Source organism: Methylobacterium fujisawaense (assembly GCF_014138435.1).
Classification (GTDB): Bacteria; Pseudomonadota; Alphaproteobacteria; order Rhizobiales; family Beijerinckiaceae; genus Methylobacterium; species Methylobacterium fujisawaense.
The window spans coordinates 127,618-151,625 of the sequence record NZ_JACJIM010000006.1 but is presented as its reverse complement, the minus strand read 5'-3'; the positions used below and the strand labels follow the sequence as shown (position 1 = coordinate 151,625).

Sequence of the window (24,008 nt, the reverse complement as noted above, 5' to 3'; positions counted from 1 at the left end):
CCTCCCCCTCATCCTGAGGTGCCGTAGCGCAGCGGAGGCCTCGAAGGAGGCCTCCGGATGCCCTGCGATCCCTGGAGCCCTCCTCCGAGGCGGCTGCGCCGCACCCGAGGAGGAGGCGACGGGTTGGGATGCCCGTTGAACCGGCGCCTCAGGTGTTCATCGAGTCGAAGAAGTCGCTGTTGCTCTTGGTCTGGCGCAGCTTGTCGAGCAGGAACTCGATCGCGTCGGTGACGCCCATCGGGTTGAGGATGCGGCGCAGCACGTAGGTCTTCTTGAGCGAATCCGGCGGGACCAGCAGCTCCTCCTTGCGGGTGCCCGAGCGGGTGATGTCGATCGCCGGGAAGATGCGCTTGTCGGAGACCTTGCGGTCCAGGATGATCTCGGAGTTGCCGGTGCCCTTGAACTCCTCGAAGATCACCTCGTCCATGCGCGAGCCGGTGTCGATGAGCGCGGTGGCGATGATCGAGAGCGAGCCGCCCTCCTCGATGTTGCGGGCCGCGCCGAAGAAGCGCTTGGGCCGCTGCAGGGCGTTGGCGTCGACACCGCCGGTCAGCACCTTGCCGGAGGACGGCACCACGGTGTTGTAGGCGCGGCCGAGGCGGGTGATCGAGTCGAGCAGGATCACGACGTCGCGCCCGTGCTCCACGAGGCGCTTGGCCTTCTCGATCACCATCTCGGCGACCTGCACGTGGCGGGTGGCCGGCTCGTCGAAGGTCGAGGCGATGACCTCGCCCTTCACCGAGCGCTGCATGTCGGTGACCTCCTCGGGCCGCTCGTCGATGAGCAGCACGATCAGGTAGCACTCGGGGTGATTGAGGGTGATCGACTGCGCGATGTTCTGCATCAGCACGGTCTTACCCGTGCGCGGCGGCGCCACGATCAGGGCGCGCTGGCCCTTTCCGATCGGCGCCACGATGTCGATGATCCGCGGGGAGAAATCCTTCTTGGTCGGGTTGTCCAGCTCGAGCTTGAACCGCTTGGTCGGGAAGAGCGGCGTCAGGTTGTCGAAGTGGACCTTGTGCTTGATCTTCTCCGGGTTCTCGAAGTTGATCGTGTTGACCTTGAGGAGCGCGAAGTAGCGCTCGCCGTCCTTGGGGCCGCGGATCGGGCCCTCGACGGTGTCGCCGGTGCGCAGGCCGAAGCGGCGGATCTGGGTCGGCGAGATGTAGATGTCGTCGGGGCCGGGCAGGTAGTTCGAGTCGGAGGAGCGCAGGAAGCCGAAGCCGTCCTGCAGCACCTCGACGGTGCCCGAGCCGATGATCTCGACCTCCTTGGCAGCGAGCTGCTTCAGGATGGCGAACATCAGCTCCTGCTTGCGCATGGTCGAGGCGTTCTCGACCTCGACCTCCTCGGCGAAGGCCGTCAGGTCGGTGGGCGTCTTCGACTTGAGGTCTTGGAGCTTGACCTCGCGGACGCCCTCGAGGGCGGCGGGCATGGTGGGCGCATCGGCCGGCTCCGCGGTCTCGATGTCGGCGAGGGCGTCGGGGTTTGGCGTCATGGGGTGTCTTGCAACCGACGGAAGAGGTGGGAGGGCCGGTTCAGTGCCAGGCACCCGGGGGATGGGCGCCGAAGAGCGGGCCGCGCTGCGGCGAGGGGCCCGGGGTCAGATTGGCGAAACCGATGAGGCAGGACCCTCGCGGCTCACGGGCGCGCTGCGGCGCAGACCTTGTGATGAGGGCGCAGTAGAGATAACGCCTTTTTCGCCCGCACTCAAGGGCCCGGCGCGGGATGCCGGCGCGGGGACCGCAAAGGCCCGGCCGCAAGGGCCTCGCCGGGACGCCGAGCCGGCGCTAGAGAGGCAAGCCCGCAGACGGGGTCATCGGAACCGGGCCGGCGCGCGGCCGTTCCCCGTCCCGGTGCTGCAGCGCAGCAGACCGTCCAACCGAGAGTCCCCCCTGACCGCCATGCGCGACGACGCTACCGGACGCACCCTCACCACGCGCGAGCCGCGCCGGATCCCCTGGCTCGACCTCGTCTTCGGCTTCGGCCCCATGGTGCCGATCGCCGTCGGGGCCGCGGTGGCGTGGTGGCTGAACGGCCAGCCCCTCGATTATCTGGTGGCGCTGTTCACCCTGCTCTATGCGGCCTCGATCCTGCTGTTCCTGGCCGGGGTGCGCCGGGGCGTCAGCTTCCGGACCGAGGGCGGCCCGCAGGTGTCGCAGCTCGTGACGATGCTGATCCTGTACGGTCTCGGGCTGGCCAGCCTGTTCACGGCGGTGATGGGCAAGGCCGTGCCGGCGCTGGCGATGCTGATCCTCGGCTACGCCGCCATCGGGATCCTCGACCCGATCGCGGCGCGCGCCGGCGAGGTGCCGCTGGCGCATGCCCGCCTGCGTCCGCTGCAGATGCCGATCGCCGTGGTGAGCCTCGCGGCCCTGCTCTGGCTCAAGCTGACGGCGCCGTACTGAGCCCCGCCAACCGAATTCCCCTTTCGCGCGGCATGCTTTAGAGCCCGGCCAAGGGTTCTCCGCCCGGCGGAGACGATTCAAGATCCGATGCCGGACCCGGGCTCCGGGTCCGCGAGAAGCGAACGCGCGCACATGTCCAAGGCCGACACCCCCAAGGCCGAGAAGGCCGAGACCTTGAAGCCCCGCCTGCCGCGCGGCTTCGTCGACCGGCGCGCCGGTGAGATCGCCGCGCAGGGGCGGATGCTGGAGACGATCCGCAAGAGCTTCGAGCTCTACGGCTTCGAGGCCCTGGAGACGCCCTTCGTCGAGTACACCGAGGCGCTCGGCAAGTTCCTGCCCGACCTCGACCGTCCGAACGCGGGCGTGTTCTCGTTCCAGGACGACGACGAGGCGTGGCTGTCGCTCCGCTACGACCTGACGGCGCCGCTCGCGCGCTTCGTCGCCGAGAACTACGACGCCCTGCCCAAGCCGTATCGCAGCTACCGGGCCGGCTACGTGTTCCGCAACGAGAAGCCGGGGCCGGGCCGTTTCCGCCAGTTCATGCAGTTCGACGCCGACATCGTGGGCGCCGGCAGCGTCGCGGCCGATGCCGAGACCTGCATGCTGATGGCCGACACGCTGAACCGCCTCGGGCTCGGCGGCCAGTACGTGGTCAAGGTCAACAACCGGAAGGTGCTCGACGGCGTCATGGAGGCGATCGGGCTCGCCGGTCCCGACAAGGCCGGCCAGCGCCTGACGGTCCTGCGGGCGATCGACAAGCTCGACCGGCTCGGCGTCGACGGGGTGCGCGACCTCCTCGGCGCCGGCCGCAAGGACGAGAGCGGCGACTTCACCAAGGGCGCGGGCCTCGACGCGACGGCGATCGGCCGGATCCTCGCCTACGTGTCGTTCCAGGCCGATGCCGGGGACGGCGCCGACAAGATGGCGTTCTGGGAGAAGTTCTTCGCCGGCTGGCACGACGCGGTCGGCGAGTCCGAGACCGGCCGGGAGGGCATCGCCGAATTGCACGCGATCATGCGCCTCTGCGCCGCCGCCGGCTACGGTCACGACGTGATCCGCGCCGATCCGAGCGTGGTGCGCGGCCTCGAATACTATACCGGCCCGGTCTATGAGGCCGAGCTGACGTTTCCGGTCACCAACGAGGACGGCCAGACCGTGCGCTTCGGCTCGGTGGCGGGCGGCGGGCGCTACGACGGGCTCGTCGGGCGGTTCCGGTCCGAGCCGGTCCCGGCCACCGGCTTCTCGATCGGCGTCTCGCGGCTGTTCTCGGCGCTCCAGCTCGTGAACAGCCCGCTGCTCGCAGGCGCCGAGGCGCCCGGGCCGGTGGTGGTGCTGGTCCTCGACCGGGAGAACATGGCCGATTACCAGCGGCTGGTGGCGCTCCTGCGCGCCGACGGCATCCGGGCGGAGCTCTACCTCGGCGCCGCCGGCATGAAGGCGCAGATGAAATACGCCGACCGCCGGCGCGCACCCGTGGCGGTGATCCAGGGCTCGAACGAGCGTCTGGCCGGCGAGGTCCAGATCAAGGACCTGATCGCGGGTGCCCAGGCGGCCGAATCCATCGCCAGCAACGCCGAGTGGAAGGCGGCGCGGCCCGCGCAGATCTCGTGTCCGGAGGCCGATCTGGTGGCGCAGGTCCGCGCCGTGCTGGCCCGGCATTTCACGGCTTCGGAGACCTGAGGCGCGCAGGTCGAACGCGGCGGCTCCGGCGGCGTTATCCTCGGTCGGTTCCGTGGAGGGGTCGGGGGAGATGTCGGGATGCGCGCGAAGATCCTCATCCTGTCGGCCGGCCTGATCTGCGCCGGGACAGGCCCCGTCTGGGCCGCCCGGCCGGTCCTCGACCGGTTGCCGAGCGCCGTCGCCCAGGCCACCCCCGGGACCGGCAGCGCCCCCGTCCTGAGCGCCGGGATCGCCGGAGCGCCGGCCCTGACCGTGATCGCCCGCCGCAAGCCGGTCCGGCGCCCCCGCGGGGCGCGTCTCGGCGGCGGCCGGCCGCTCTGAGCGGCTGCTCCGAGCGGGTGAAGTCTGTGGCGCCGTAGCGCGTATCGGTCCGCGGTACGGGGACCTGCGCAGTCCTGCGCACCGCACCGCCCTGCGACGTGTCGCCAAGTCCGGCCACGGTTGCTACAGAGCGCCCGCGAGGATGGATCCGATGACACGACCGGAGGCAGGCGAGACGGGGGCGGGGGACGCGGCGCGCACGCGGCTGCTCGCGCATCTGGCGGCGGCGGGCTATCGGCCCGTGACGCCGCCGGTGCTGCAGCCGCTGGAGCCGTTCCTCGAATTGTCGGGCGAGGACATCCGCCGGCGGATCTTCGTCACGCAGGATGCGGGCGGCGCCGAGCTGTGCCTGCGGCCGGAATTCACGATTCCCGTCTGTCGCCTCCACCGGGCGGAGGCCGACGGGCAGGTGGCCGATTACAGCTATTGCGGTCCGGTCTTCCGCCTCGCCGCCGACGAGCCCGACGAGTTCTTCCAGGCCGGCATCGAGTCGATCGGGCGCACCGACACGCCGGCCGCCGACGCCGAGGTGCTGGGTCTCGCCCTCGAGGGCCTCGCCCTGTTCGGCCGGACCGATCCGGCGGTGCGGCTCGGCGACATGGGGCTGACCGTGGCGCTCCTCGACGGCCTCGCGGTCCCGCCCGCCGCCAAGCGCCGGACGCTCCGGGCGCTGGCCGCCGGGCGCTCGCTGGACGTGGTCACCAACGGCGCCGAGGGGACCCGCCCGGAGGATCCCCATGCGGGCCTGCTGGCGGCGATCCAGGGCCAGGACCCGCGGGGCGTGCGCGCCTTCGTGGAGGACGTGCTGGCGATCGCCGGGATCTCGGCGGTGGGCGGGCGCAGCGCCGGCGAGATCGCCGAGCGCTTCCTCGCCAAGGCCTCCGCGCAGGCCCATGGCGGGGCCGGGCTCAACGCCGAGAACCGTGCGCTCCTCGACCGCTACCGGGCCATCGCCGGCCATCCGGATGCCGCCGCCCGCGACCTGCGGGCGCTGGTGGCCGACGCGGGCATCCGCCACGACGCCCTCGCGGCCGCCCTCGACCTGTTCGAGGAGCGCACCGGCTTCATCGCGGCCCGCGGGCTGCCGATCGAGCGGTTCCGCTTCCAGGGCGGCTTCGCCCGCAACCTCGACTATTATACCGGCTTCATCTTCGAGGTGACCGAGGGGCAGGGCCCGATCCTGGTCGGCGGCGGCCGTTACGACGGCCTGCTCGGCCATCTCGGCAGCCCGGCGCCCCTGCCCGCGGTGGGCTGCACCTTCTGGATCGCGCGCGTGGCGGGAGCCGGCCGATGAGTGCTTCGGACGCGACCGCCATGCCGCTGATCCTCGCCGTGCCATCCAAGGGCCGCCTGCAGGAGAACGCCAGCGCGTTCTTCGGCCGGGCCGGTCTGAAGCTCGCCCAGGGCGCCGGCGCCCGCGACTACCGGGGCAAGCTGCTCGGCGTTCCCGATGTCGAGGTGCGCTACCTCTCGGCCTCCGAGATCGCCGCGCAGCTCGCCTCGGGCGCCGCCCATCTCGGCGTCACCGGCGAGGACCTGATCCGCGAGACCCTGCCGGACGTGCGCGGCCAAGTGGAGCTGCTGACGCCGCTGGGCTTCGGCAACGCCACCGTGGTGGTCGCCGTACCCCAGGCCTGGATCGACGTGCGCGACATGTCCGACCTCGACGAGGTCGCCGCCGGCATGCGCACCCGCCACGGGCGGCGCCTGCGGGTCGCCACCAAATACGTGAACCTGACCCGCCGGTTCTTCGCCGAGAAGGGCGTCGCCGATTACCGGATCGTCGAGAGCCTCGGCGCCACCGAGGGGGCGCCGGCGGCGGGCTCGGCCGAGATCGTGGTCGACATCACCACGACGGGGGCGACGCTCTCCGCCAACGCCCTGAAGGTGCTGGACGACGGCATCATCCTGCGCTCGGAGGCGAACCTCGTCGCCTCGCTGAAGGCGCCCTGGGGCGAAGGCCAGCGGGCGGCGCTCCGCACCGTGCTCGGCCGCATCGCCGCCGAGGAACGCGCCCGGACCACCCGGGAGGTGCGGGGCGCCCTGCCGGAGAGCGGCACCATCGACCTCGCCACCCTGGCGGGCCTGCACGAGGCCGAGCTGCCCTACGGCGCCCCGAAGGGCCCGGAGGGCGAGATCGTCCTGCGCTGCCCTGAGGGCGCGGTGTTCGACCTCGCCGGCGCCCTGGTCGAGGCGGGGGCGCGGGCCGTGACGGTGCGGCGGGTCGACTATGCCTTCGCGGCCGAGAACCCGCTGGCGGAGCGGCTGCTGGCGCGGCTCTGAGGAGGCCGGACCGTCGTGGTGGTGTCCTTGCGGAGCACCGCGACGGCTACGGGCCCTGCTTGGCGAATTCGGACAGTACCCCGCGCAGCACCTTGAGCCGCCCGTCGTAGGCGGCTGTCAGGCAGGCGACGTCGCCGCTGCAGGCGCGCCGCTCCGTCAGCCACGCCTCCTGATCGTCGCGCAGCTTGGCTTGGCCGCCCATGGGCAGCACGCTCTTCAGGATCTCGAACCGGGTCGCCATCTCGACGTCCCGGTCGTTGAGGGGGAGATGGGCACAGATCGCCTTCTCGTCCGGAGCCTCGGCCCTGTCGCACGGAAAGCTCGCGGCCCGGGCAGCCGGGGCGGCGATCGGAGCCGCGAGGGCGGCGAGGGCCAGGGCGAGGACGAGCGGCTTCGGCATGGCCAGGAAACGGCCCGGCGGCGGAAAGGCTCCGCGCAGCGCGGCAGCCGGGTGAATCGACCCGGTCTCAGAAGCCCGGCTTGACGATCGCCAGGATGACGATGCCGATCATGAGTAGCGTCGGCACCTCGTTGAGCACCCGGTAGAACCGATGACCGCGGGTGTTCCGGTCGGCGGCGAAATCCTTGACCATCCGGGCGAGCCAGCCATGGATACCGGTCATCGCCAGCACCAGCGCGAACTTCGCCTGGAGCCAGGGGCTCGCATAGAAGCCGCTCATCCAGGCGAGCGCCACCCCGAACAGCCAGGTGGCGATCAGGGCCGGGTTCATGATCGCCTTGAGCAGGCGGCGCTCCATCACCTTGAAGGTCGCGCTCTGCGCCTCCGAACCCGGCGGCAGGCTCGCATGGTAGACGAACAGCCGCGGCAGGTAGAGCATGCCCGCCATCCAGGCGATCAGGCTGATGACGTGGCCGGCCTTGATCCAGTCGTACAGCACGGGCGCAGCCTCAACCCTGGCCGCGCAGCCGGGCGAGCATCCGCTCGACATGGGCCACCGGCGTCTGGGGCGTGATGCCGTGGCCGAGGTTGAAGATGTGCGGACGGCCGGCGGTCGCCTCCAGGACGGCATCCACCGCCGCGTCGAGGGCCGCGCCGCCCTCGATCAGCGTCTCGGGATGGAGGTTGCCCTGCGTCACCGTGGTGGCCGGCACCGTCGCCCGCAGGGCCTTCAGGTCCACCCCCCAGTCGACGCCGACGGCATCGGCGCCGGTCTCCGGCACCACCCGGGCATGGCCGTCGAGGCCCGAGCCGCGGGCGAACACGATGATCTTGGCGCCCGGCACCCGGGCGCGGACGCCCGCCACCATCCGGGCGATCGGCTGCAGGGACCAGCGGGTGAGGGCGTCCGCCGCGGGCGCGCCCGGCAGGGCGCTCTCAGCCACGTCGCCGACGGGCTCGACGGTGCCGTCGGAAGTCGGCACGGCGAGGGGCAGCGTGCCGGCATGGGACTCGAAGATCTGCACGGCGTCGGCGCCGGCCTCGAGCTGGCGCACGAGGTAATCGGTCTGCACCGTGACGAGGCGGTCGATCAGCGCGTCCACCAGCGCCGTGTCGCCCTCGGCCAGCGCCCGCGCGGGGGCGAGGTCCGGGGTGCCGCGACCGCCGATCATGTAGCTCGCCACCGTCCAGGGGGCGCCGCAGAAGCCGAGCAGCGTGGTCTCGCCGGGCAGTTCCGCGCGCAGCCGGGTCACCGTCTCGAAGACCGGTGCGAGATGGGTCATCACCGCCGGGTCGCCGGCCTCGCGCAGCTTCGAAAAGGCCTCCCGGCCGTCGAGGGGATCGAGGCGCGGCCCCTCGCCCTCCACGAAGCGCACGTCCTGACCGAGCGCATGGGGCACGACCAGGATGTCCGAGAACAGGATCGCGGCATCGAAGCCGAACCGCCGGATCGGCTGGAGCGTCACCTCGACGGCGAAGTCGGGGCTGTAGCAGAGGTCGAGGAACGAGCCGGCCTCGGCGCGGGTCGCCCGGTATTCCGGCAGGTAGCGGCCGGCCTGCCGCATCATCCAGGCGGGGGGCGGACCGATCGCCTCCCCGTCGAGGACGCGCAGCACCTTCCGCTCGGACTTGCGCTCCGTCCCCGTCATCGTCGTTCCCATCCCGTATCCGTCATCCCGCATGCCCGTCGGCGGGCCTCCTGTCGAGTCGAGGCGCGCCGATCCCCACACAGGCCCCTTCGAAAAGAAAAGAGAGAATCTAGGACTCTGTTTTTTCTCTTGGGGGGCCGAATCACGGGGGCACAAAAGCGTCCACAGGCGGTCCCCGGCGCCGCGCCGTTAACGAGGCTTTAAAGGATTTGCTCCATCTTGCGAGAACGACCAGATCCGACAGCGCCTTGGCAACGCCGAGTCGTGTGCGGACCCCGGACGCGTCCCGGATTCTCCCAGTGAGGCGGAATCCATGCGCCCCGATCGTCTGCCTGTGAACGGCGGAGTCGATAGCGCGCACCGGTATCGCCCTGGACCGGCCCGGCGGGGCATCCTATCCACACTCATCGACTCCCCTGGCGGCCGGCGGTGGACAACGTGGGCGCCGCGAAAGGCGACCGCAGAGGCGATCGGAATGGGCCGCAGCTACTTCCACCTCCACCTCGTCTCCGACTCCACCGGCGAGACGCTGATCAATGTCGGGCGCGCGGCGGCCGCGCAGTACGAGGGCGTGTCGGCGATCGAGCACGTCTATCCGCTGGTGCGCTCGGCCGCGCAGCTCGACCGGGTGATCTCGGAGATCCGGGCGGCGCCGGGTCTCGTCCTCTACACCCTGGTGGGGGGCGACCTCGGCGAGCGGCTGGAGGAGGTCGCCCGGGAGACCGGCTCGCCCTGCCTGTCGGTGCTGCGGCCGGTCCACGACCTGCTGCGCGCCTATCTCGGCGCCGAGACCACAGCCCGGCCCGGCGCCCAGCACATGCTGAACGCCGAGTACTTCAAGCGCATCGACGCGATGAACTTCACCCTGGCCCACGACGACGGCAACCTGCCGGAGGATCTCGAGGACGCGGACGTCATCCTGCTCGGCGTCAGCCGGACCTCGAAGACGCCGACCTCGATCTACCTCGCCAATCGCGGCCTCAAGACCACCAACCTGCCGCTGGTGCCGGGCATGCCGCTGCCGCCGGCGATCGAGCGCGCCCGCAAGCCCCTGGTGGTCGGGCTGTTCGCCTCGCCGGAGCGGATCGTGCAGATCCGCCAGAACCGGCTCTCCAGCCTCAACGCCGACGAATCGTCCCTCTACGTCGACCGCTCGGCGGTGGCGGACGAGATCACCGCCTCCCGCCGGCTGTTCACCCGGAACCGCTGGCCGACCATCGACGTGACGCGCCGCTCCATCGAGGAGACCGCGGCGGCGATCGTCGACCTCTACCGCGACCACCGGCTGAAGTTCATCGCGGATTGAGAGGGGTTTCCGAAGGGCTCAGCCCTTTGGCGGGGTCCGGGGGCGGAGCCCCTGAACGACCCGGGCTCCGCCCCGGATCCGCAAGAGGTCGCAGCCCTTTTGAAGCCGGGACGGCCTCAGCTGCCGCTCAGGACCGCCCGCACCAGGGTGAGGCCCGCCACCAGCCCGATCAGACCGGTCGCCACCGAGGCCCCAACGTAGAGGGCGGCGGCGGCGGTCTCGCCCCGGTGGTACAGGCTGATCGCGTCGAGGGAGAAGGTCGAGAAGGTGGTGAAGCCGCCGAGCACGCCCGTGGTCAGGAACAGCCGTGCCGGGTGACCCGCCGCGCCGCGCAGGGCGAAGCCCTCGGCGAGCACGCCCATCAGGAACGAGCCCAGCACGTTGATGATCAGCGTGGCCAGGGGGAAGCCGAGGCCCGGCAGCAGCCGGGCGACCGCCACGTTGATCCCGTGGCGGCACCCGCCCCCGAGCCCGGCTCCGACAACGACGATGAGGGTGTTGATCATGCCGGCCCTTCCTGTTCGGTCGGGCAGCCACGTCCTGTCGCGGCTTCGGCGCACGGCCCCACCGCGGACGGCTGAGGCGCGCCCGTGCGGTAGGAGCCATCAGCCCGGCCTCCGAGTCGGGCGGTTGTCGGGGCGCTCCATCCCCATCGGGACAGGCTTAGCGCAGGATGCCGGGAAGGGGAATCCGGTTTTCCGGCTCCCGCGCTGGTGGGTCGGGGGGGCGCGGCGGGTTCACAGATCGGTTCGGATCGGCGCGGGTCCCCTCCCGTGCGAGAGCGGACCCGCGCCCTGTCATGAACCCACCGTGCTGGATCGATCGGCGAAGCCGCAAGGCTCAGCGAGCGTAGGCGAAGTGGCTGCGCTGCTCGATCTGGGCGGCATAGAAATCCTCGACCACCTCGCGGACCACCTCGGCCAGCTCGTCGCCCCGGTGCTCGTCGAGCTGGATGTCGCTGCCGACGGTCCGGCCGATGGCGCAGCTCGCAGCCCCCGGCACGAGGCGCTCGTTGTAGCGCTGGTTCAGGCCCGAGACCGAGATGTAGTTGCTGCCGCCGAGTTCCGGACCGTACTTGATCTTGATCTTCTGCTCGGTGTCGGTCCCGCGCAGCCGCGCGCAGAGGCTGATGAAGTTGTCCTGATCGATCTTGGCCTCGAGGCCGGTGATGCTGCCGTGGACGTTGTCCTCCTCGTTGAGCACCTCGGCCATGAGGTTCAGGACGCCGACCACCGGCTCCAGCGCCCGGGCGCCTTCCTCCAGGAGTTTCTTGCGGAAGTCGTTGCTGCGGGCATCCGCCTCCTGCAGCCGCGCGCGGAACCTGTCCTTGACCTCGTTGGCGCGTGCCATCGCGCTCCTCCCTGGTGGTTCATCCGATGCTTTGCCGCCCGGATGACCGAAACCTACGAGGCCAATTCAGATGAAGCAAGATAGTGCAAAATATTGATGCCTGCCCAGAACTTGAGCCGTTGCACAGGAATAATACTTGCTCATGGACTGTGCAACGGCGGGTCTCCGGGATCCGCGCCTATTTCAGGAGCTGCAGCAGGCTGCGTCCGGCCGGGGTCTTGAGTTCCTTGGCGTCGAGCGTGCCGTCCTTGTCGGGATCGGCCGCCTTGAAGCGCTGCTCGACCAGGGCGAGGTATTCCTTGCGGTCGAGGGTGCCGTCGTTGTCGGTGTCGGTGGCCTTCAGGTCCGTCTTGCTGACCCGGCCCTTCAGCTCCTTGGCGTCGACGGTCCCGTCCTTGTCGGTCTCGGCGGCGTCGAAGACCTTGCCGGCCGCGGCCTGGGCCTCGGCCAGATCGATCGTGCCGTCCTTGTCGGTGTCGACCATCTTCAGCGTGCGCTCGGTGCCGGAGGACCGGGCGAAGGCCGCCGACGGCAGCGCGGTGGGGACGACCAGGCCGAGGACGAGCATCGCGGCCAGCGCACATGCGGGTCTGTTCAGGATCGCGGGCATGAACGAAATCTCCGGTGGCGATCAGCGCCGGCAGCCCAAGCCGCCATGCGGCGCGCCGTTCCCGGAGGCGCGTTCACAAGCCGACGATCAGTCAGCGGGCCGGACCGTCGAGGGGGGCGAGCCGGTCCGGTTCCCGGGCCGCGGCGGCGACCGGTTCGGACCGGGACAGGGCGTTGGCCAATGCCCTCAGGTCCGGGACCGGCGCGCCCGAGGCGCCGAACACCGACCGGTCGAGAGCCGCGAAGGATGCGACAAGACCAGGCCGCGCTCGCCAGATGCGAGCCAGGTCCGGCGCTTCCCGCATCGCCGTGTCCAGGACCGCGCGGAACCCGGCGGGATCTCCGGAACGGGCCGCCGCCTGCAGCGCGCGCCGGGTCGGGCGGGACAGGCGCAAGGAGGGCCGGCCCAGGCCGAAGCCGATCAGCGCCAGGCCCAGCCCGAAGGCGGCCAGCGCCGAGGCGGCGACCACGAGCGGCGAGGGGATCGCGGGGGGCGCCCGGTCGGTCTCCCGGTCGGGCAGGCCGCCGCCGATCTGCCGGGCCGGGATCTCGGTCTCGCGCATGGTGCGGGTGTTGGTGTCGAACCACGGGATCGCGATGGCGTCGAGGGGGATGATCTCCGGCACGCCGGGCTTCACGTCCCACTGGTAGGTGGCCCGCGCCACGGGGCCCGAGGGGGTCAGCAGGGTCTCGCGGGTGACGGGGCCCGCGAAGGTGATGATGCCGCGGGTGCGCATGACCGGCCGGGGCGGCAGGCCCTCCGCCACCATGCCCTGCGCCTCCAGGGTGACGATGCGGCGGGTGGTCTCGCCGACCTTGATGGTCTCGGGATCCGGGCTCCAGGAATCGGTGATCGCCACGTCCTTGGCCGGCAGCCACCAGGGCTCCTTGGCGTCGGGGCCGCCGCTGGGCTCGGTCCATTGTGCGACCGGGAAGGGGATCGGCTTCGAGCGCACCTCGACCACCCGCCGCTCGCCGACATCGTTGACGGTGAGCTTGTGGGTGAACGGCTCGATGGTGAACTGCCCGGCATGGTGCGGGAAGACCGCCACGGTGCGGTCGAACGCGATGGCGCTCTGGCCGTCGGGAAGCTTGGTCTTGCTCCAGTGATCCCGGCCGAGCTGCGTCCAGGAGAAGTTGGCGAGGGAGGGCTGCACCACCTCCTCGAGCAGGATCGGCTGCTTGTAGACCCCGTGGATCTTCAAGAGCACCATCTCGCGGGAGAAAGGCGCGCTGTTGCCGTTCAGTTCGGCGGTCACCGTCAGGGTGAGGTCGCCCGGCTCGATCTCCGCGCGGGCGGGGAGGGGAGCGAGGAGGGGGGCGAGGAGGAGGAGCGCGCGGGCGCGCCTCTCGAAGACCCCAGAAAAACTCACCACGGGTTGCTCCCGGCGGGAATCGCGGTGCCGGCCTCGACCCGGCGGGTCTGCTCGGCGCGCAGGCGCAGCTTGAGATAGCGGCCGGGATCGTCCGGCAGGGTCTGGAGCCAGAGCCGGTCCGGTCGGATCTCGTGGGCCTCGAAGCTCTTGGTCACCCGGCGGACCTCGCGCTCGGGCGCCTCGGCCACCATCGCCGCGCCGCCTCCGGTCCGGCCGCGGCCCGCCGCGTCGCCGGCCGAGCCCCGGGCCTGGCCCTTGCCGGTGTCGATCGATTGCTGCTCGGCCTTGCCCCGGCGGGACACCTTGCTGTTGCCGGGCAGCGACGCGCTGGCGTTCGATTCCTTGTTGCCGGCGAGCCCCTCGCCGCTGGAGGCGGCGTTGATGTCGTTGTTCTGGTCCTGGTTGGCGGTGTTGTTGTAGCGGGCGCCGTACTGGGCTGTGCCGTTGGCGATGCCGCCGCCGGGCCCGCGATCGATCACCTCGGCCCGCATCCGGGCGATCAGCGAGCGGTTGGCCTGGGCGTCGGCATCGCGGGGGTTGAAGCGCAGGGCCTCGTCGTAGGCCGCCAGCGCGCCGTCGAGGTCGCCCGCCTTCGCGAGCGCGTTGCCGAGATTGTAGCTCGCCCGGCGCCCGCCGGTGCGGAACAGCGCGATCGCGTCCGCGTAGCGGCCGGCCTCGTAGAGCGCGGCGGCGCGCCAGGCCGGATCGACGAAGACGTCCGCGGCCAGCCCCGGCAGGCCGAGGCCCATCAGCAGGCGCCCGAAGCCGGTCCGGGGCTGCGAGACGGCGAGCAGCGCCAGGAGGCCGATCCCCGCCAGCGCCAGGCCGGCGATCCGGGCGCGGCGGCGCCAGCGCGGCGGCAGGCCGGCGCGGAGCGGGACGGCGAAGCCCGTGTCGGGGAGGGTGAGCCGCATCAGGCGCTCCTGCGGAATAGGACCAGGACCGGCAGGGCCGCCAGCAGCAGCAGCCAGCGCCCGAGATCCGCATAGGCCAGGACGCCGTAGCCGCCCGCCGCGAGGTGCTGACTGAGCCCGGCGCCGACCGCGTCGAGCACCGGGCCGGGGATCGCGATGTCGGCGACGGTGCCGCCGCCGGCCCGGACGAGGGCGTCGAGGGCGGCCCGGTCGGGCTTCGGTGCGCCGGGCGGCAGCGGCTTGTCGGCGGGGACGAACAGCGCCTGGAGGCGCCAGCCGTGCTCGGCGATGGCGCGGGCCTCGCGGGTGGCGGCCTCGCCGATGCCGTCGCCGTCGCTGATCAGCACCACGTCGGCCGCCACGACGTTGGCCTCCGCCAGGGTGCGGCGGGCCAGCGCCAGCCCGCGCTCGGGATGGGTGCCGCGGTCCGGCACCGTGTCGGCATCGAGGGCGAACAGGGTTGTGCCGAGGCTGTCGCGGTCGGTGGTGGGGGAGGCGGCGAGGTAGGCGTCGCCCGCGTAGACCACGAGGGCGACCGCCCGGGTGCCGGCGGCCTCGGCGACGGCGGCGGCGGCCTGCCGGACGCCCTGGAGGTTGCCGCCCTCCGTGACCGAGCGGGACAGGTCGACGACGATCACGGTCTCGTCGAGGTTGCGGAAGGTCCGCCCGTCCGCCCGCTCCACCGCGGGGCCGGTGAGCGCGAGGGCGATCAGGCCGGCCGCCAGGGCGGCGGCGAGGTTCGCCTGCCGCCGGCCGCCCAGCACCGCGCCGGTGCGGGCGAGATGGGCCATCAGCGCCGGATCCACCGCCCGGGCCCAGTCGCCCAACGGCGCCGAGCGCCACGCGGCGCGGAGCGCCAGCAGGACGACCACCGGGATCGCCAGGAACCACCAGGGGCGCAGCAGCGCGAAGGCGTCGAGGAAGCTCATCGGGCGGCGTCTCCCACCCGGATCCCCTCATCCCGAGGTGACCGCGCAGCGGGCCTCGAAGGAGGGCTCCAGGGATCGCGCGGCCGGCGGGAGGGCTCCTTCGAGGCCTCCGCTGCGCTCGGGCACCTCAGGATGAGGGCGTGTGCCGGACAGGCGGCGAAACGTGGATCCATCACGCCCCCCTCCGGCTGGCCAGCAGGGCGGCGGCGGCCAGCAGCGCCAGGGCGGCCGGCCAGGGCCAGAGGTCCCGGCGCAGGGGCAGGGGCGGAGCCAGGGCGCGGCCGCCCTCAAGCCGGTCGATGGCGTCGGCGACGCGGACCAGATCCTCGGTGGTGCGCACCCGGAACGCCTCGCCGCCGCTCGCCTGCGCCATGTCGCGCAGGGTCTCGGTGTCGACCACGTCCTGCTCGCCATCGGCATCGGCCATGTCGCGGGGCCCCAGCGCGATGGTGTAGATCTTGATGCCCAGCGTCTTGGCGAGGTCCGCCACGTCCTTGGGGGCGGTCTGGCCGGCATTGTTGGCGCCGTCCGAGAGCAGGATCACGGCTTTCGCGGCCTTGGCACCGGACTGCCTCCCGGCGGCGGCCTCGCCGTCCGCATCCCGCGGGTCCAGGCGGCGCAGGGCGAGGCCGAGGCCGTCGCCGATTCCGGTGGAGCGGCCGCTGATGCCGATCGTCGCCTCGTCGAGGGCGCGGGCGACCGCGGCGGTGTCGAAACTCAGGGCCGCCGCCACGTAGGCCTGGTCGGCGAAGATCACGAGGCCGATCCGGTCCCCGGCCCGGCGGCGGATGAAGTCGGTGCCGACGCGCTTGACCGCGGTGAGCCGGTTCACGGTCTCGCCGTCGAGGGCGAAGTCGCGCCGCTCCATCGAGCCCGACAGGTCCATGGCGATCATGATCTCGCGGCCCGAGGCCGGGAGCGCGGCCGCCGGCATGACGAGGCGCGGACCCGACAGGGCCGCCACCAGGGCGATCCAGAGCGTCCAGGTCAGCAGGGCCCGCCGCCGCCCCCGGGCCGCGAGGTCGGCGCCGGAGCGCGCCCCGCCCACCAGCGTGCCGGGCACGCGCAGGGCGCCGCTGCCGCCCTCGGGCTCGGCCGGGATCAGGCGGGCGGCCAGCAGGGGCAGGGGGAGGGCCAGGAGCGCCCAGGGCGCGGCGCAGTCGAAGGCCGACAGGAGGGCGCTGAGCCATGCGGGCAGGAACGCGCTCATGCCCGCAGCCGTCCGATCAGGCGGCCGAGTTCGGCGTCCAGGGCGTCGAGGTCGGGATCCTGCCGCCGGTACAGCCCGTCGGCGAGCACCCGGCCGGCGCCCCGGGTGAAGAAATCGGTCCTGAACAGCGCGTCCAGGCGGGCGGCCCAGTCGGCGCCCGTCGCCCGGGCCTCGGTCTCGCCGCCGAGGGTCCGGCCGAGACGGCGCAGGAGCCGGGCCTGGGCGACGAGGCGCGCCTCCGGATCGAGATTCCGGCTCCGGGCGAGTTCGGCCAGCGCCGCCCGGCGGATGCCGGCCCGCGCCCGGCCGCGCCCGTAGCGGACAAGCCCCACCAGCAGGGCGGCAAGGAAGCCCAGAGCCGCCGCGGCGACGACCTCCCCCTGCAGGGCGCCGGCGGCGCCGCCGGGCAGATGCAGGCCCCGAAGCTGTTCGAGGGACAGGGGAATCTCGGCGGGAGTGACGGGGTTCATCGGATCGGACCGCCGTGTCGGACCTCACAGCACCGCATCGAGGCGCTCCATGAGCGGCGCATAGGCCTCCGGGCCGGTCTCGACGTCGAGGCGAACGCCCGCGATGCCGCGCCGGGCATAGTCGGCGAGCCGGGCCTCGGCGGATTCGCCCGCCGGCCCGGCCGCCGTCGGCAGCGCGGTCCCGCGGCGGCCATCCGCGAGGGCGAAGGGGTAGTAGCCCGGCGGCCGGGCGCGCTCGAAGGCGTCGCTCACCAGGATCAGCCGGATGGCGATCCGCTCGGCGAGCAGCGTCAGGAGCTCGTCGAAGCCCGGGCCGGGATCGTCGAGGGCGCTGGCGATGACGAGGTGGCCGCCGGCCGGCAGCAGGCTGCGGGCGAGGGCGAGGGTCGCCTCGAGCGGCGGCTCCGCGTGGGCCCGCGAACCGGACTCGGTCCCGAGGGCGTCGGCATGGGCCTGGGCGAGGGCGCCGGTCACCGCGATCATGGCGCGCTCGCCGCCCGCCGGCCGCAGCACGGTCGGCGCGCCGGCCGAGGCCACCGCGAGGCCGACCCGGCCGCCATCGGCCGCGACCCGCCAGCCGAGCAGCGCCAGGGCCTCGGCGGCCGCCACCGAGCGCAGGGCCCGGCGGGTGCCGAACAGCATGGAGGGCCGGAAATCGGCGAGCAGCACCACGGCGCGGTCGCGCTCGTCGTGGTGGGTGCGGACATGCAGCTGCCCGGTGCGGGCCGTGGCGTTGCGGTCGATGAAGCGGCGGTCGTCGCCCTCGGACCAGAGGCGGACATCCTCCGGCTCGGAGCCGCGGCCGCGGCGCCGGGTGACGATGCCGCCGGGCAGCCCTGCCAGGGTCCGGGTGGCGGGCGCGGAACCCCGCCGGGCGAGGTGGCGCAGGCCCATCAGCGCCTCGCCCGAGAGGTGGATGCCCGCGGCGCTTCTCGTTCCTCCCCCCTTTGCGGGGGCCCCGGCCGTCAGGCCGGGTCGGGCGAGGGGAGCGACGCTTCCGGACAGGTCGCGACGGGCGCCATTTCCCGATCCGTCGCGCTGCCCCGCTCCCCCGCTGCCGCGCAGGGTCTCCTCCCCCGCAGAGGGGGGCGGGGAAGCACGTCCCGGAATCCGGAGCCCGAACACCGTCAGAGCGCCCGCACCCGCTGCACCAGTTCGCCGACGAGGCCGCGCGCCGTCTTGCCCTCGGCGGCCGCCCGCCAGGTCAGGCCGATGCGGTGGGACAGGGCGTCCCGGGCGAGGTCCGTGACGTCCTCGGGGATGACGTGGTCGCGGCCCCGCAGCCAGGCCCGGGCCTTGCCGGCCATCATCAGCGCCAGGGTGCCCCGCGGCGAGGCCGGGTGCTCGATCATGGCGCGCAGGTCCGGGGCCGCCGCATCCGTGCGGGTCGCCGCCACCAGCCGCACGAGATAGTCCTTGAGGGCCGGCGACACGTAGGTGGAGAGCGCCGCCTCCCGGGCCGCGCGCACATCCGCCAGCGACAACCGCATGGTCATGGCGTCGACGTGGTGGGTGATCTCGCCCTCCACGAGGTCGAGGATCGCCCGCTCCGTGGTCTCGTCGGGCATGTCGACCACGACGTGCAGCAGGAAGCGGTCGAGCTGCGCCTCCGGCAGCGGGAAGGTGCCGGCATGCTCGATCGGGTTCTGGGTCGCCACGACCATGAACGGATCGGACAGGCGGTGGGTGGTCCCTGAGACCGTCACCTGCCCCTCGGCCATGGATTCGAGGAGCGCCGACTGCACCTTCGGCGGCGCGCGGTTGACCTCGTCCACCAGCACGAGGGCGTGGAACAGGGGCCCCGGCAGGAACTCGAAGGTGCCGCTATCCTGGCGCCAGACGGTGGTGCCGGTGAGATCGGCCGGCATCAGGTCCGGGGTGCACTGGATGCGCGCGAAGGAGCCGTCGAGCCCGTCGGCGAGCCGCTTGACCGCGCGGGTCTTGGCCAGCCCCGGCGCGCCCTCGATCAGCAGGTGGCCGCCGGTGAGCAGCCCGATCAGCAGGCGCTCGACGAGGCCGGCGCTGCCGATCAGGCCGCGCTCCAGCCCCTCGCGGAGCGCCATGACGCGGCCGTGCAGGGCGTCGTCGGGAATGGTGTCGGGCCGACGCTCGGCGAGGGCGCCGCTCATACGCGGACGCATCCTGTGCGGCAGGATCTTGCGCTGCGGGATCTTGCGCGGACCCCGTCCGCCGCTCGGGCCGTGTGCTGCATCCTGCACGTCTCCTCGACCGGGTCCCGAATTCTTAAGGGATCCTCAGGCTCTTGCCGGTGTGCCCGCTGCCCGGTGCGGCCGTCAATCCCGGTTCGGATACGCTTACGGATCCGGGCCGGGCCATGGTGTCACGGTTTCGTCACCTCCCCGCTCCCATGAGACCGCGGATGATCAGCTACACCGCCCTCCCCGAAGAACTGAAATCCGCCATCGGCCTGCTCGTGGCCTTCGTGCTCGGCACGATCATCGGGGCCGAACGCCAGTACCGGCAACGCACCGCGGGCCTGCGGACGGCCGTGCTGGTCGCGGTGGGAGCGAGCGCCTTCGTGGATCTCGGCATGCGGCTCACCGGCCCGGACGGGGGCGTCCGCACGGTGGCCTATGTGATCTCCGGCATCGGCTTCCTCGGCGCCGGCGTGATCATGAAGGAGGGCATGAACGTCCGCGGCCTCAACACGGCCGCGACCCTGTGGTGCTCGGCGGCCGTTGGGGCGTTCTGCGGTGCGGACCTGCCCCTGGAGGCCGTGTTCGTGATGGTGACGGTTCTGGCCTGCAACACCGCGCTCCGGCCGCTGGTGAATGCCATCAACCGCGCGCCGATTCGCGAATCCGCCACCGAGGCGACCTACGAGGTCCAGGTCACCACGGCGCCCGGCGAGGCCGGTCCGGCGCAGGATCTGCTGGTGGAGCGCCTGGAGGCGGCGAACTACCCGGTCGGCAGCGTCGAGGTGGAGGAGCGGGGCGAGACCGCGGTGGATGTGGTGGCGACCCTGACGGCCAGCGCCGTGAAGGCCGAGGAGCTCGACGCCGTCACGGCCGAACTGGCCCGCGCCCCGGGCATTCGTCACGCCACGTGGTCGGTCCAGACCGCCGACTGATCTGTTTTCGGCTCAAAGCTCGGTCCGTTCGACAGGAGCGGCGGCTGGTTCCGATCCAAGTCGGGCGCATGGGCAGGTGCGTCCGGCGCCTGACAGCGGACCTCAGGATCGAGTGCCGCGGACGGCAGCGATTGGCCGGAAGCGACCTGGCGAGTTCCGGTTGCACGACGCGCGAAACCAGACCTTGCAGCCTTCTCGTTGCCAGCTTCTGAGCAACACGCTTTCCGACGTTTGAGTAGTCGACGCAAATTTCCGACGGGAGTTGACCGCCTCGGCGCGCGGAATGTGTACCGCCAGTCAATGTCGGGAAAACGATCGTTTTCCCGACGCATCTAATTCAAGATCGTCGTTCGAAATGATCCTGTTTGGCGCAGCCCATGTCACAAATCGCGTCTTTACCACCAAGTTTTGAACGTGACATCCAGCCCGACGAACTGAGCACCGAGCACGCCATAGTCGTGATCGGAGCAGTCAGTGTCACCCGATCCGCAATAAAGATCGGTCAGACGTGATCTTGATACATGGTCACAACGTATGCGGTGTATGCTGTAGGCCGCACGACTGAGTCTGAGCCCGCCGAGCTTCTCTCAGCAGGCGAGAATGGCGCCGGAGCGGAGGCAAGAGCCGACACGCTGTGCTCACTGTTGGACGCGGCTGCAAGCGGTGCCACGCCCCGGGTTGTAATCGTGACGTCCTGATCGGATGTGCCACCGTGGCCGTCATCCAGTGTCACGGTGAACATCTCGACCCGGCTCTGGCCCTCGGCGAGGGCAGGCACGGACTTGTGGTCCACCGTGTAGGTCCAGGCAATGGATCCGGGCCCGCTGCTGTTGGGCTCCTTGCTAATCTTGGCGGTCAGGGTGCCGACCGCTCCCTCGCCGGGCTTGACCGTGACCGTGTGGGTGTCTCTGATATCCGGATCGGTGAATGGTAGGGTGCCGCTGACGCTGGCGAAGTCCTGGTCGGCTTTATCCAGTACGAGACCAGTAGTGGTTTGTTCTATTCGGACCTTAAAGATGTCGATAGCATTATTTTTGTCATCTGCCACCAGAGTGTCGTCGATAGAGGCAAAGATCAGCTCGCTGCCATCAGGTGAAAAGGCCAAGCGCTGACTTTCGGCCGCGCTCGGATGGGAAATGGGATCCGATGTGCGCGGAACTGGTGCGACGGGGATAAGCTCTTGAGTGACCAAGTTCTTGACGTAAGCCATACCCGTGGCGTCATCAACAAAGGCTAGCTTAGTGCCGTCGGGTGAAAGGACAGGATCGAGATCGCCTCTGAGGCTGAGTTGCTCCCCATTCGATCCTACGGAAATGCGGGTCGTAGTCCCGGTTTCCAAGTCTTTGATAAATATATCGGGCGAACTATTCGTATCGTCCGCGACGAGGTTGCTTGCGTCAGAGACAAATATTATTTTCTTGCTGTCTGGCGTAAAGATCGAATACTGGCTTGGCCCGTTTGCCTGCTCATTTTTGCTAGAGGTAGAAACACGCGTGACAGCGCCGCTGTCAAGGTCTTTAACAAATATATCGAAGGTGTCGTTGGTGTCGTCGGGCACCATATTGTCAGAATATGAGATAAATGCGACCTTCTTTCCATCAGGTGATAGAACGGGATCGCCATTGCCGTGACCGGTTACGCTCTCCAAGTTTTCGCTTGTAGTTGTGATGCGCGTGATCTTTCCTGTGTTTGAGTTCCACACGAAACCATCGATAGCATTGTTATTATCTCCCGATACAAGGTTGCTCACCTCCGAACTAAAAAGTATCTCCTTTCCGTCGCTGGAGAACTTAGGAGAACCAAGGGTATATTCAAGTGCCGAGCGGCCGAAGCTAATCGTACCTGTAGGAGTTGATCCATCGGAGGGAGCTGAAAGGCGGATTATAGCTTCAGTATCCAAGTCTTTGACAAAGACGTCTGCGGTGTCATTTGTGTCGCCGTCCACGAGGTTGCTTGCATCCGAGACGAAGACTAGCTTTTTGCCATCAGGTGAGAGATTGAAACGATCACTATCACCGTTGGCCTCAGTACTGCCAACGGCGGTTAGGCGTGTCACAACTCCAGTCCTGAGGTCCTTAGAGAAGATATCGCGTTTGGCGTTTGTGTCACCATCGACGAGGTTGTCAGCATCCGAGGCGAAGACGAGCGTGTTTCCGTCAGCTGAGAGCACGAAATGCGGGCTGGCACCGTTGGCCTCTCGTCCATCCGAGCGGGTCGACAGACGTTTGAATGGCCCAAATGCCGTAATGTGCGGCGCATCGTTGTCGCCAACGATCGTGATAGTGACGACCTGATCGGCGGTGCCGCCGTGCCCGTCATCCACCGTGAGGGTGAAAGTCTCCGTCTTGGTCTGCCCCTTGGCCAAACCGGCCACCGCCTTGTGGTCGACCGTGTACTCCCAGTCGATCACGCCGGCCGCGGTTCCCGAGTCCTGGCTAATCCTAGCGGTCAGGGTCCCCACCGCCCCGTCCCCCGGCTTGACCGTGACGGTGTGGGTGTCACCGACATCCTCATCGGTGAAGGTGAGTTTGCCGGAGGTCTCGGACGAGACCCGATCAGCCTTGTCATAGACCAAGCCCGTGGTCGTCTGCCCGGTCCAGGCCGAGAACACGTCGAGGGCCGCGTTGGTGTCGCCGGGCACCAGCGTGCTGTCACCCGAGACGAAGATCAGTTGCGTGCCGTCGGAGGAGAACGCGACGCGCTGCGTCACGCTCGCGTTCGGCACGGGCGCCACGGCGGTGAGCGCGTCGGTGGCCAGATCCTTGATGTAGGCCTGCTTGGAGAGGCTGTCGACGAAGGCGATCTTGGTACCGTCGGGCGAGAAGGCCGGAACGAGGTCTCCGCCGAGGTTGAGCGGCGTCCCATCCGGGCCGGTGGAGACGCGGGTGACGGCCTGGGTGTTCAGGTCCTTCACGTAGATGGCGAGGGTTCCGTTCGTCCCATTCCCGACCAAGTTGCCGGCCTCGGAGACGAAGGCGATCTTGGTGCCGTCGGGCGAGAAAACCGGCGACGCATTCCGGCCGTTGGCCGGCGTTCCGTCGGCCGCGGCCGAGACGCGGGTGATGGCCTGCGTGTTCAGGTCCTTCACGTAGACGGTGTAGGTTCCACTCTCGCCACCCGAGACGAGATTGCCGGCCGTGGAGACGAAGGCGATCTTGGTGCCGTCGGGCGAGAAAACCGGGCTGAAGGAGTCGCTGCCCGTCTCGGCTTGGGTGCCGTCGGCCGTGGTGTCGACACGGGTGACGGTGCCGGTGGCCAGATCCTTGACGAAGATGTCGCGCGCCCCGTTCGTGTCGCCGGACACGAGGTTGGCGGCTGACGAAACGAAGGCGACCTTGGTCCCATCGGGGGAGATGACGGGATTGGTGCTGCTCGAGCCGTTCGGCGTCTGCGCACCATCGGCGGCGATGGAGACGCGGGTGGTGGTGTTGTTGGCGAGATTCCTGACAAAGATGTCGCTGGCGCCGTTCGTATCGCCGGGGACGAGGTTGTTCGCTTTCGAGGCGAAGGCCACCTTGGTGCCGTCGGCCGAGAGGCTGACGGACTTGTAGAGGCCGTCGCTGGCATCGTCGGCGTCGGTGCCGTCGGCGGCGACGGAGATGCGGGTGACCGCGTTGGTCTGCAGGTTCTTGACGAAGATGTCGCGGACGCCGTTGGTGTCGCTGTCGACGAGGTTGCTGGCGTCCGAGGCGAAGGCCAGCGTGTTTCCGTCGGCCGAGAGCACAGGATCGACGCTGGCTCCCTTGGCCTCCTGCCCGTCTGCGCCCGTCGACAGGCGCGTGATCGGCCGCGTCTGACTAAAGCGTGGCGCACGATTGGTGTAGTCGCTTTGCGACATAGTCCCGATGCTAGAAATTCCCGCCATCTTGCTCTCTCCCGCAGCCGAATATGGATATTTTAAGCCGACTGAAGATCTAAGATCTCTGGCGCCTTCGAATTAACTCCATACGAAAACATGAGTCAACTTAATCGACGGATTTGTTATATGTTTTTTCGTATTTAACGACCGTCT

At 70.2% G+C, this 24,008-nt stretch carries 22 protein-coding genes and 1 riboswitch; of the genes, 7 read left to right on the top strand and 15 right to left on the bottom strand.

Translation table 11 applies throughout. From position 1 onward, the window contains the following. Positions 1–148: 148 nt before the first annotated feature. Positions 149–1,498, bottom strand: coding sequence for a transcription termination factor Rho (gene rho, locus GGQ91_RS19400; RefSeq protein WP_043386160.1), 1,350 nt, complete (start codon positions 1,496–1,498; stop codon positions 149–151). 406 nt (positions 1,499–1,904) lie between these two features. Between rho and GGQ91_RS19395 the strand changes: the two genes are divergently transcribed. The 5 genes from GGQ91_RS19395 (at position 1,905) to hisG (ending at position 6,692) form a co-directional block, all read left to right on the top strand. Then, positions 1,905–2,408: a DUF3429 domain-containing protein gene (locus tag GGQ91_RS19395; protein WP_043353871.1), complete on the top strand. Its 504-nt coding sequence runs from the start codon at positions 1,905–1,907 to the stop codon at positions 2,406–2,408. Between the two features lie 132 nt (positions 2,409–2,540). Further along, on the top strand, positions 2,541–4,088 hold the full coding sequence (gene hisS / locus GGQ91_RS19390) for a histidine--tRNA ligase (RefSeq protein WP_182592664.1): 1,548 nt from the start codon (positions 2,541–2,543) through the stop codon (positions 4,086–4,088). Positions 4,089–4,166: 78 nt separating this feature from the next. Beyond that, the gene (locus tag GGQ91_RS19385; RefSeq protein ID WP_043353874.1) at positions 4,167–4,409 is read left to right on the top strand and encodes a hypothetical protein; all 243 of its coding nucleotides are present in this window, start codon (positions 4,167–4,169) and stop codon (positions 4,407–4,409) included. Positions 4,410–4,560: 151 nt separating this feature from the next. After that, positions 4,561–5,703: an ATP phosphoribosyltransferase regulatory subunit gene (locus GGQ91_RS19380; RefSeq protein WP_043386166.1), complete on the top strand. Its 1,143-nt coding sequence runs from the start codon at positions 4,561–4,563 to the stop codon at positions 5,701–5,703. Next, entirely contained in the window at positions 5,700–6,692 is a 993-nt protein-coding gene (hisG, locus tag GGQ91_RS19375) for an ATP phosphoribosyltransferase (protein WP_182592663.1), read from the top strand. Before GGQ91_RS19380 ends, hisG begins: the two co-directional genes overlap by 4 nt. Positions 6,693–6,738: 46 nt before the next feature. Here the strand turns inward: hisG and GGQ91_RS19370 are convergent, their stop codons facing one another. The 3 genes from GGQ91_RS19370 to GGQ91_RS19360 form a co-directional block, all read right to left on the bottom strand. Further along, positions 6,739–7,092 carry a lysozyme inhibitor LprI family protein gene (locus GGQ91_RS19370; protein WP_043386172.1) on the bottom strand — a complete coding sequence of 118 codons (354 nt, stop codon included), beginning with the start codon at positions 7,090–7,092 and terminating at the stop codon, positions 6,739–6,741. A 67-nt stretch (positions 7,093–7,159) separates the two neighbouring features. Further along, positions 7,160–7,591, bottom strand: a complete 432-nt coding sequence (gene hemJ, locus GGQ91_RS19365) for a protoporphyrinogen oxidase HemJ (protein ID WP_043346260.1) — start codon at positions 7,589–7,591, stop codon at positions 7,160–7,162. A gap of 10 nt (positions 7,592–7,601) precedes the next feature. Further along, positions 7,602–8,753: a uroporphyrinogen decarboxylase gene (locus GGQ91_RS19360; protein ID WP_043346262.1), complete on the bottom strand. Its 1,152-nt coding sequence runs from the start codon at positions 8,751–8,753 to the stop codon at positions 7,602–7,604. 463 nt (positions 8,754–9,216) lie between these two features. Between GGQ91_RS19360 and GGQ91_RS19355 the strand changes: the two genes are divergently transcribed. Further along, entirely contained in the window at positions 9,217–10,047 is an 831-nt protein-coding gene (locus GGQ91_RS19355) for a pyruvate, water dikinase regulatory protein (protein WP_043346269.1), read from the top strand. Between the two features lie 116 nt (positions 10,048–10,163). Here GGQ91_RS19355 and crcB read toward each other — a convergent pair whose 3' ends face one another. The 10 genes from crcB to GGQ91_RS19305 form a co-directional block, all read right to left on the bottom strand. Then, entirely contained in the window at positions 10,164–10,553 is a 390-nt protein-coding gene (crcB, locus tag GGQ91_RS19350; RefSeq protein ID WP_091955375.1) for a fluoride efflux transporter CrcB, read from the bottom strand. 83 nt (positions 10,554–10,636) lie between these two features. Beyond that, a riboswitch (Fluoride riboswitch) is annotated at positions 10,637–10,707 on the bottom strand. Between the two features lie 180 nt (positions 10,708–10,887). Beyond that, complete coding sequence (locus tag GGQ91_RS19345; RefSeq protein WP_043346263.1) at positions 10,888–11,397, bottom strand: hypothetical protein; 510 nt, start codon at positions 11,395–11,397, stop codon at positions 10,888–10,890. A gap of 178 nt (positions 11,398–11,575) precedes the next feature. Then, complete coding sequence (locus GGQ91_RS19340) at positions 11,576–12,007, bottom strand: EF-hand domain-containing protein (RefSeq protein WP_182592662.1); 432 nt, start codon at positions 12,005–12,007, stop codon at positions 11,576–11,578. Between the two features lie 91 nt (positions 12,008–12,098). Then, a complete protein-coding gene (locus GGQ91_RS19335) occupies positions 12,099–13,382 on the bottom strand; it encodes a BatD family protein (RefSeq protein ID WP_075381013.1) in 1,284 nt (427 codons plus the stop codon). Further along, on the bottom strand, positions 13,376–14,296 hold the full coding sequence (locus GGQ91_RS19330; protein WP_182592661.1) for a tetratricopeptide repeat protein: 921 nt from the start codon (positions 14,294–14,296) through the stop codon (positions 13,376–13,378). Before GGQ91_RS19330 ends, GGQ91_RS19335 begins: the two co-directional genes overlap by 7 nt. After that, positions 14,296–15,225: a VWA domain-containing protein gene (locus tag GGQ91_RS19325; protein ID WP_182592660.1), complete on the bottom strand. Its 930-nt coding sequence runs from the start codon at positions 15,223–15,225 to the stop codon at positions 14,296–14,298. The genes GGQ91_RS19330 and GGQ91_RS19325 overlap by 1 nt, the downstream gene beginning before the upstream one ends. A 172-nt stretch (positions 15,226–15,397) precedes the next feature. Next, positions 15,398–16,435, bottom strand: coding sequence for a VWA domain-containing protein (locus GGQ91_RS19320; protein WP_182592659.1), 1,038 nt, complete (start codon positions 16,433–16,435; stop codon positions 15,398–15,400). Beyond that, positions 16,432–16,905 carry a DUF4381 family protein gene (locus GGQ91_RS19315; protein ID WP_051976194.1) on the bottom strand — a complete coding sequence of 158 codons (474 nt, stop codon included), beginning with the start codon at positions 16,903–16,905 and terminating at the stop codon, positions 16,432–16,434. The genes GGQ91_RS19320 and GGQ91_RS19315 overlap by 4 nt, the downstream gene beginning before the upstream one ends. Before the next feature lie 24 nt (positions 16,906–16,929). Beyond that, positions 16,930–17,799: a DUF58 domain-containing protein gene (locus GGQ91_RS19310; protein ID WP_043386180.1), complete on the bottom strand. Its 870-nt coding sequence runs from the start codon at positions 17,797–17,799 to the stop codon at positions 16,930–16,932. Between the two features lie 233 nt (positions 17,800–18,032). Then, positions 18,033–19,034 (bottom strand): AAA family ATPase, encoded by a 1,002-nt coding sequence (locus GGQ91_RS19305; protein ID WP_051044631.1) that lies wholly within the window; start codon positions 19,032–19,034, stop codon positions 18,033–18,035. Between the two features lie 251 nt (positions 19,035–19,285). Between GGQ91_RS19305 and GGQ91_RS19300 the strand changes: the two genes are divergently transcribed. Continuing rightward, on the top strand, positions 19,286–19,996 hold the full coding sequence (locus tag GGQ91_RS19300; RefSeq protein WP_043346286.1) for an MgtC/SapB family protein: 711 nt from the start codon (positions 19,286–19,288) through the stop codon (positions 19,994–19,996). A gap of 502 nt (positions 19,997–20,498) precedes the next feature. Here GGQ91_RS19300 and GGQ91_RS19295 read toward each other — a convergent pair. After that, positions 20,499–23,861: a VCBS domain-containing protein gene (locus GGQ91_RS19295; protein WP_182592658.1), complete on the bottom strand. Its 3,363-nt coding sequence runs from the start codon at positions 23,859–23,861 to the stop codon at positions 20,499–20,501. Between the last annotated feature and the right edge of the window lie 147 nt (positions 23,862–24,008).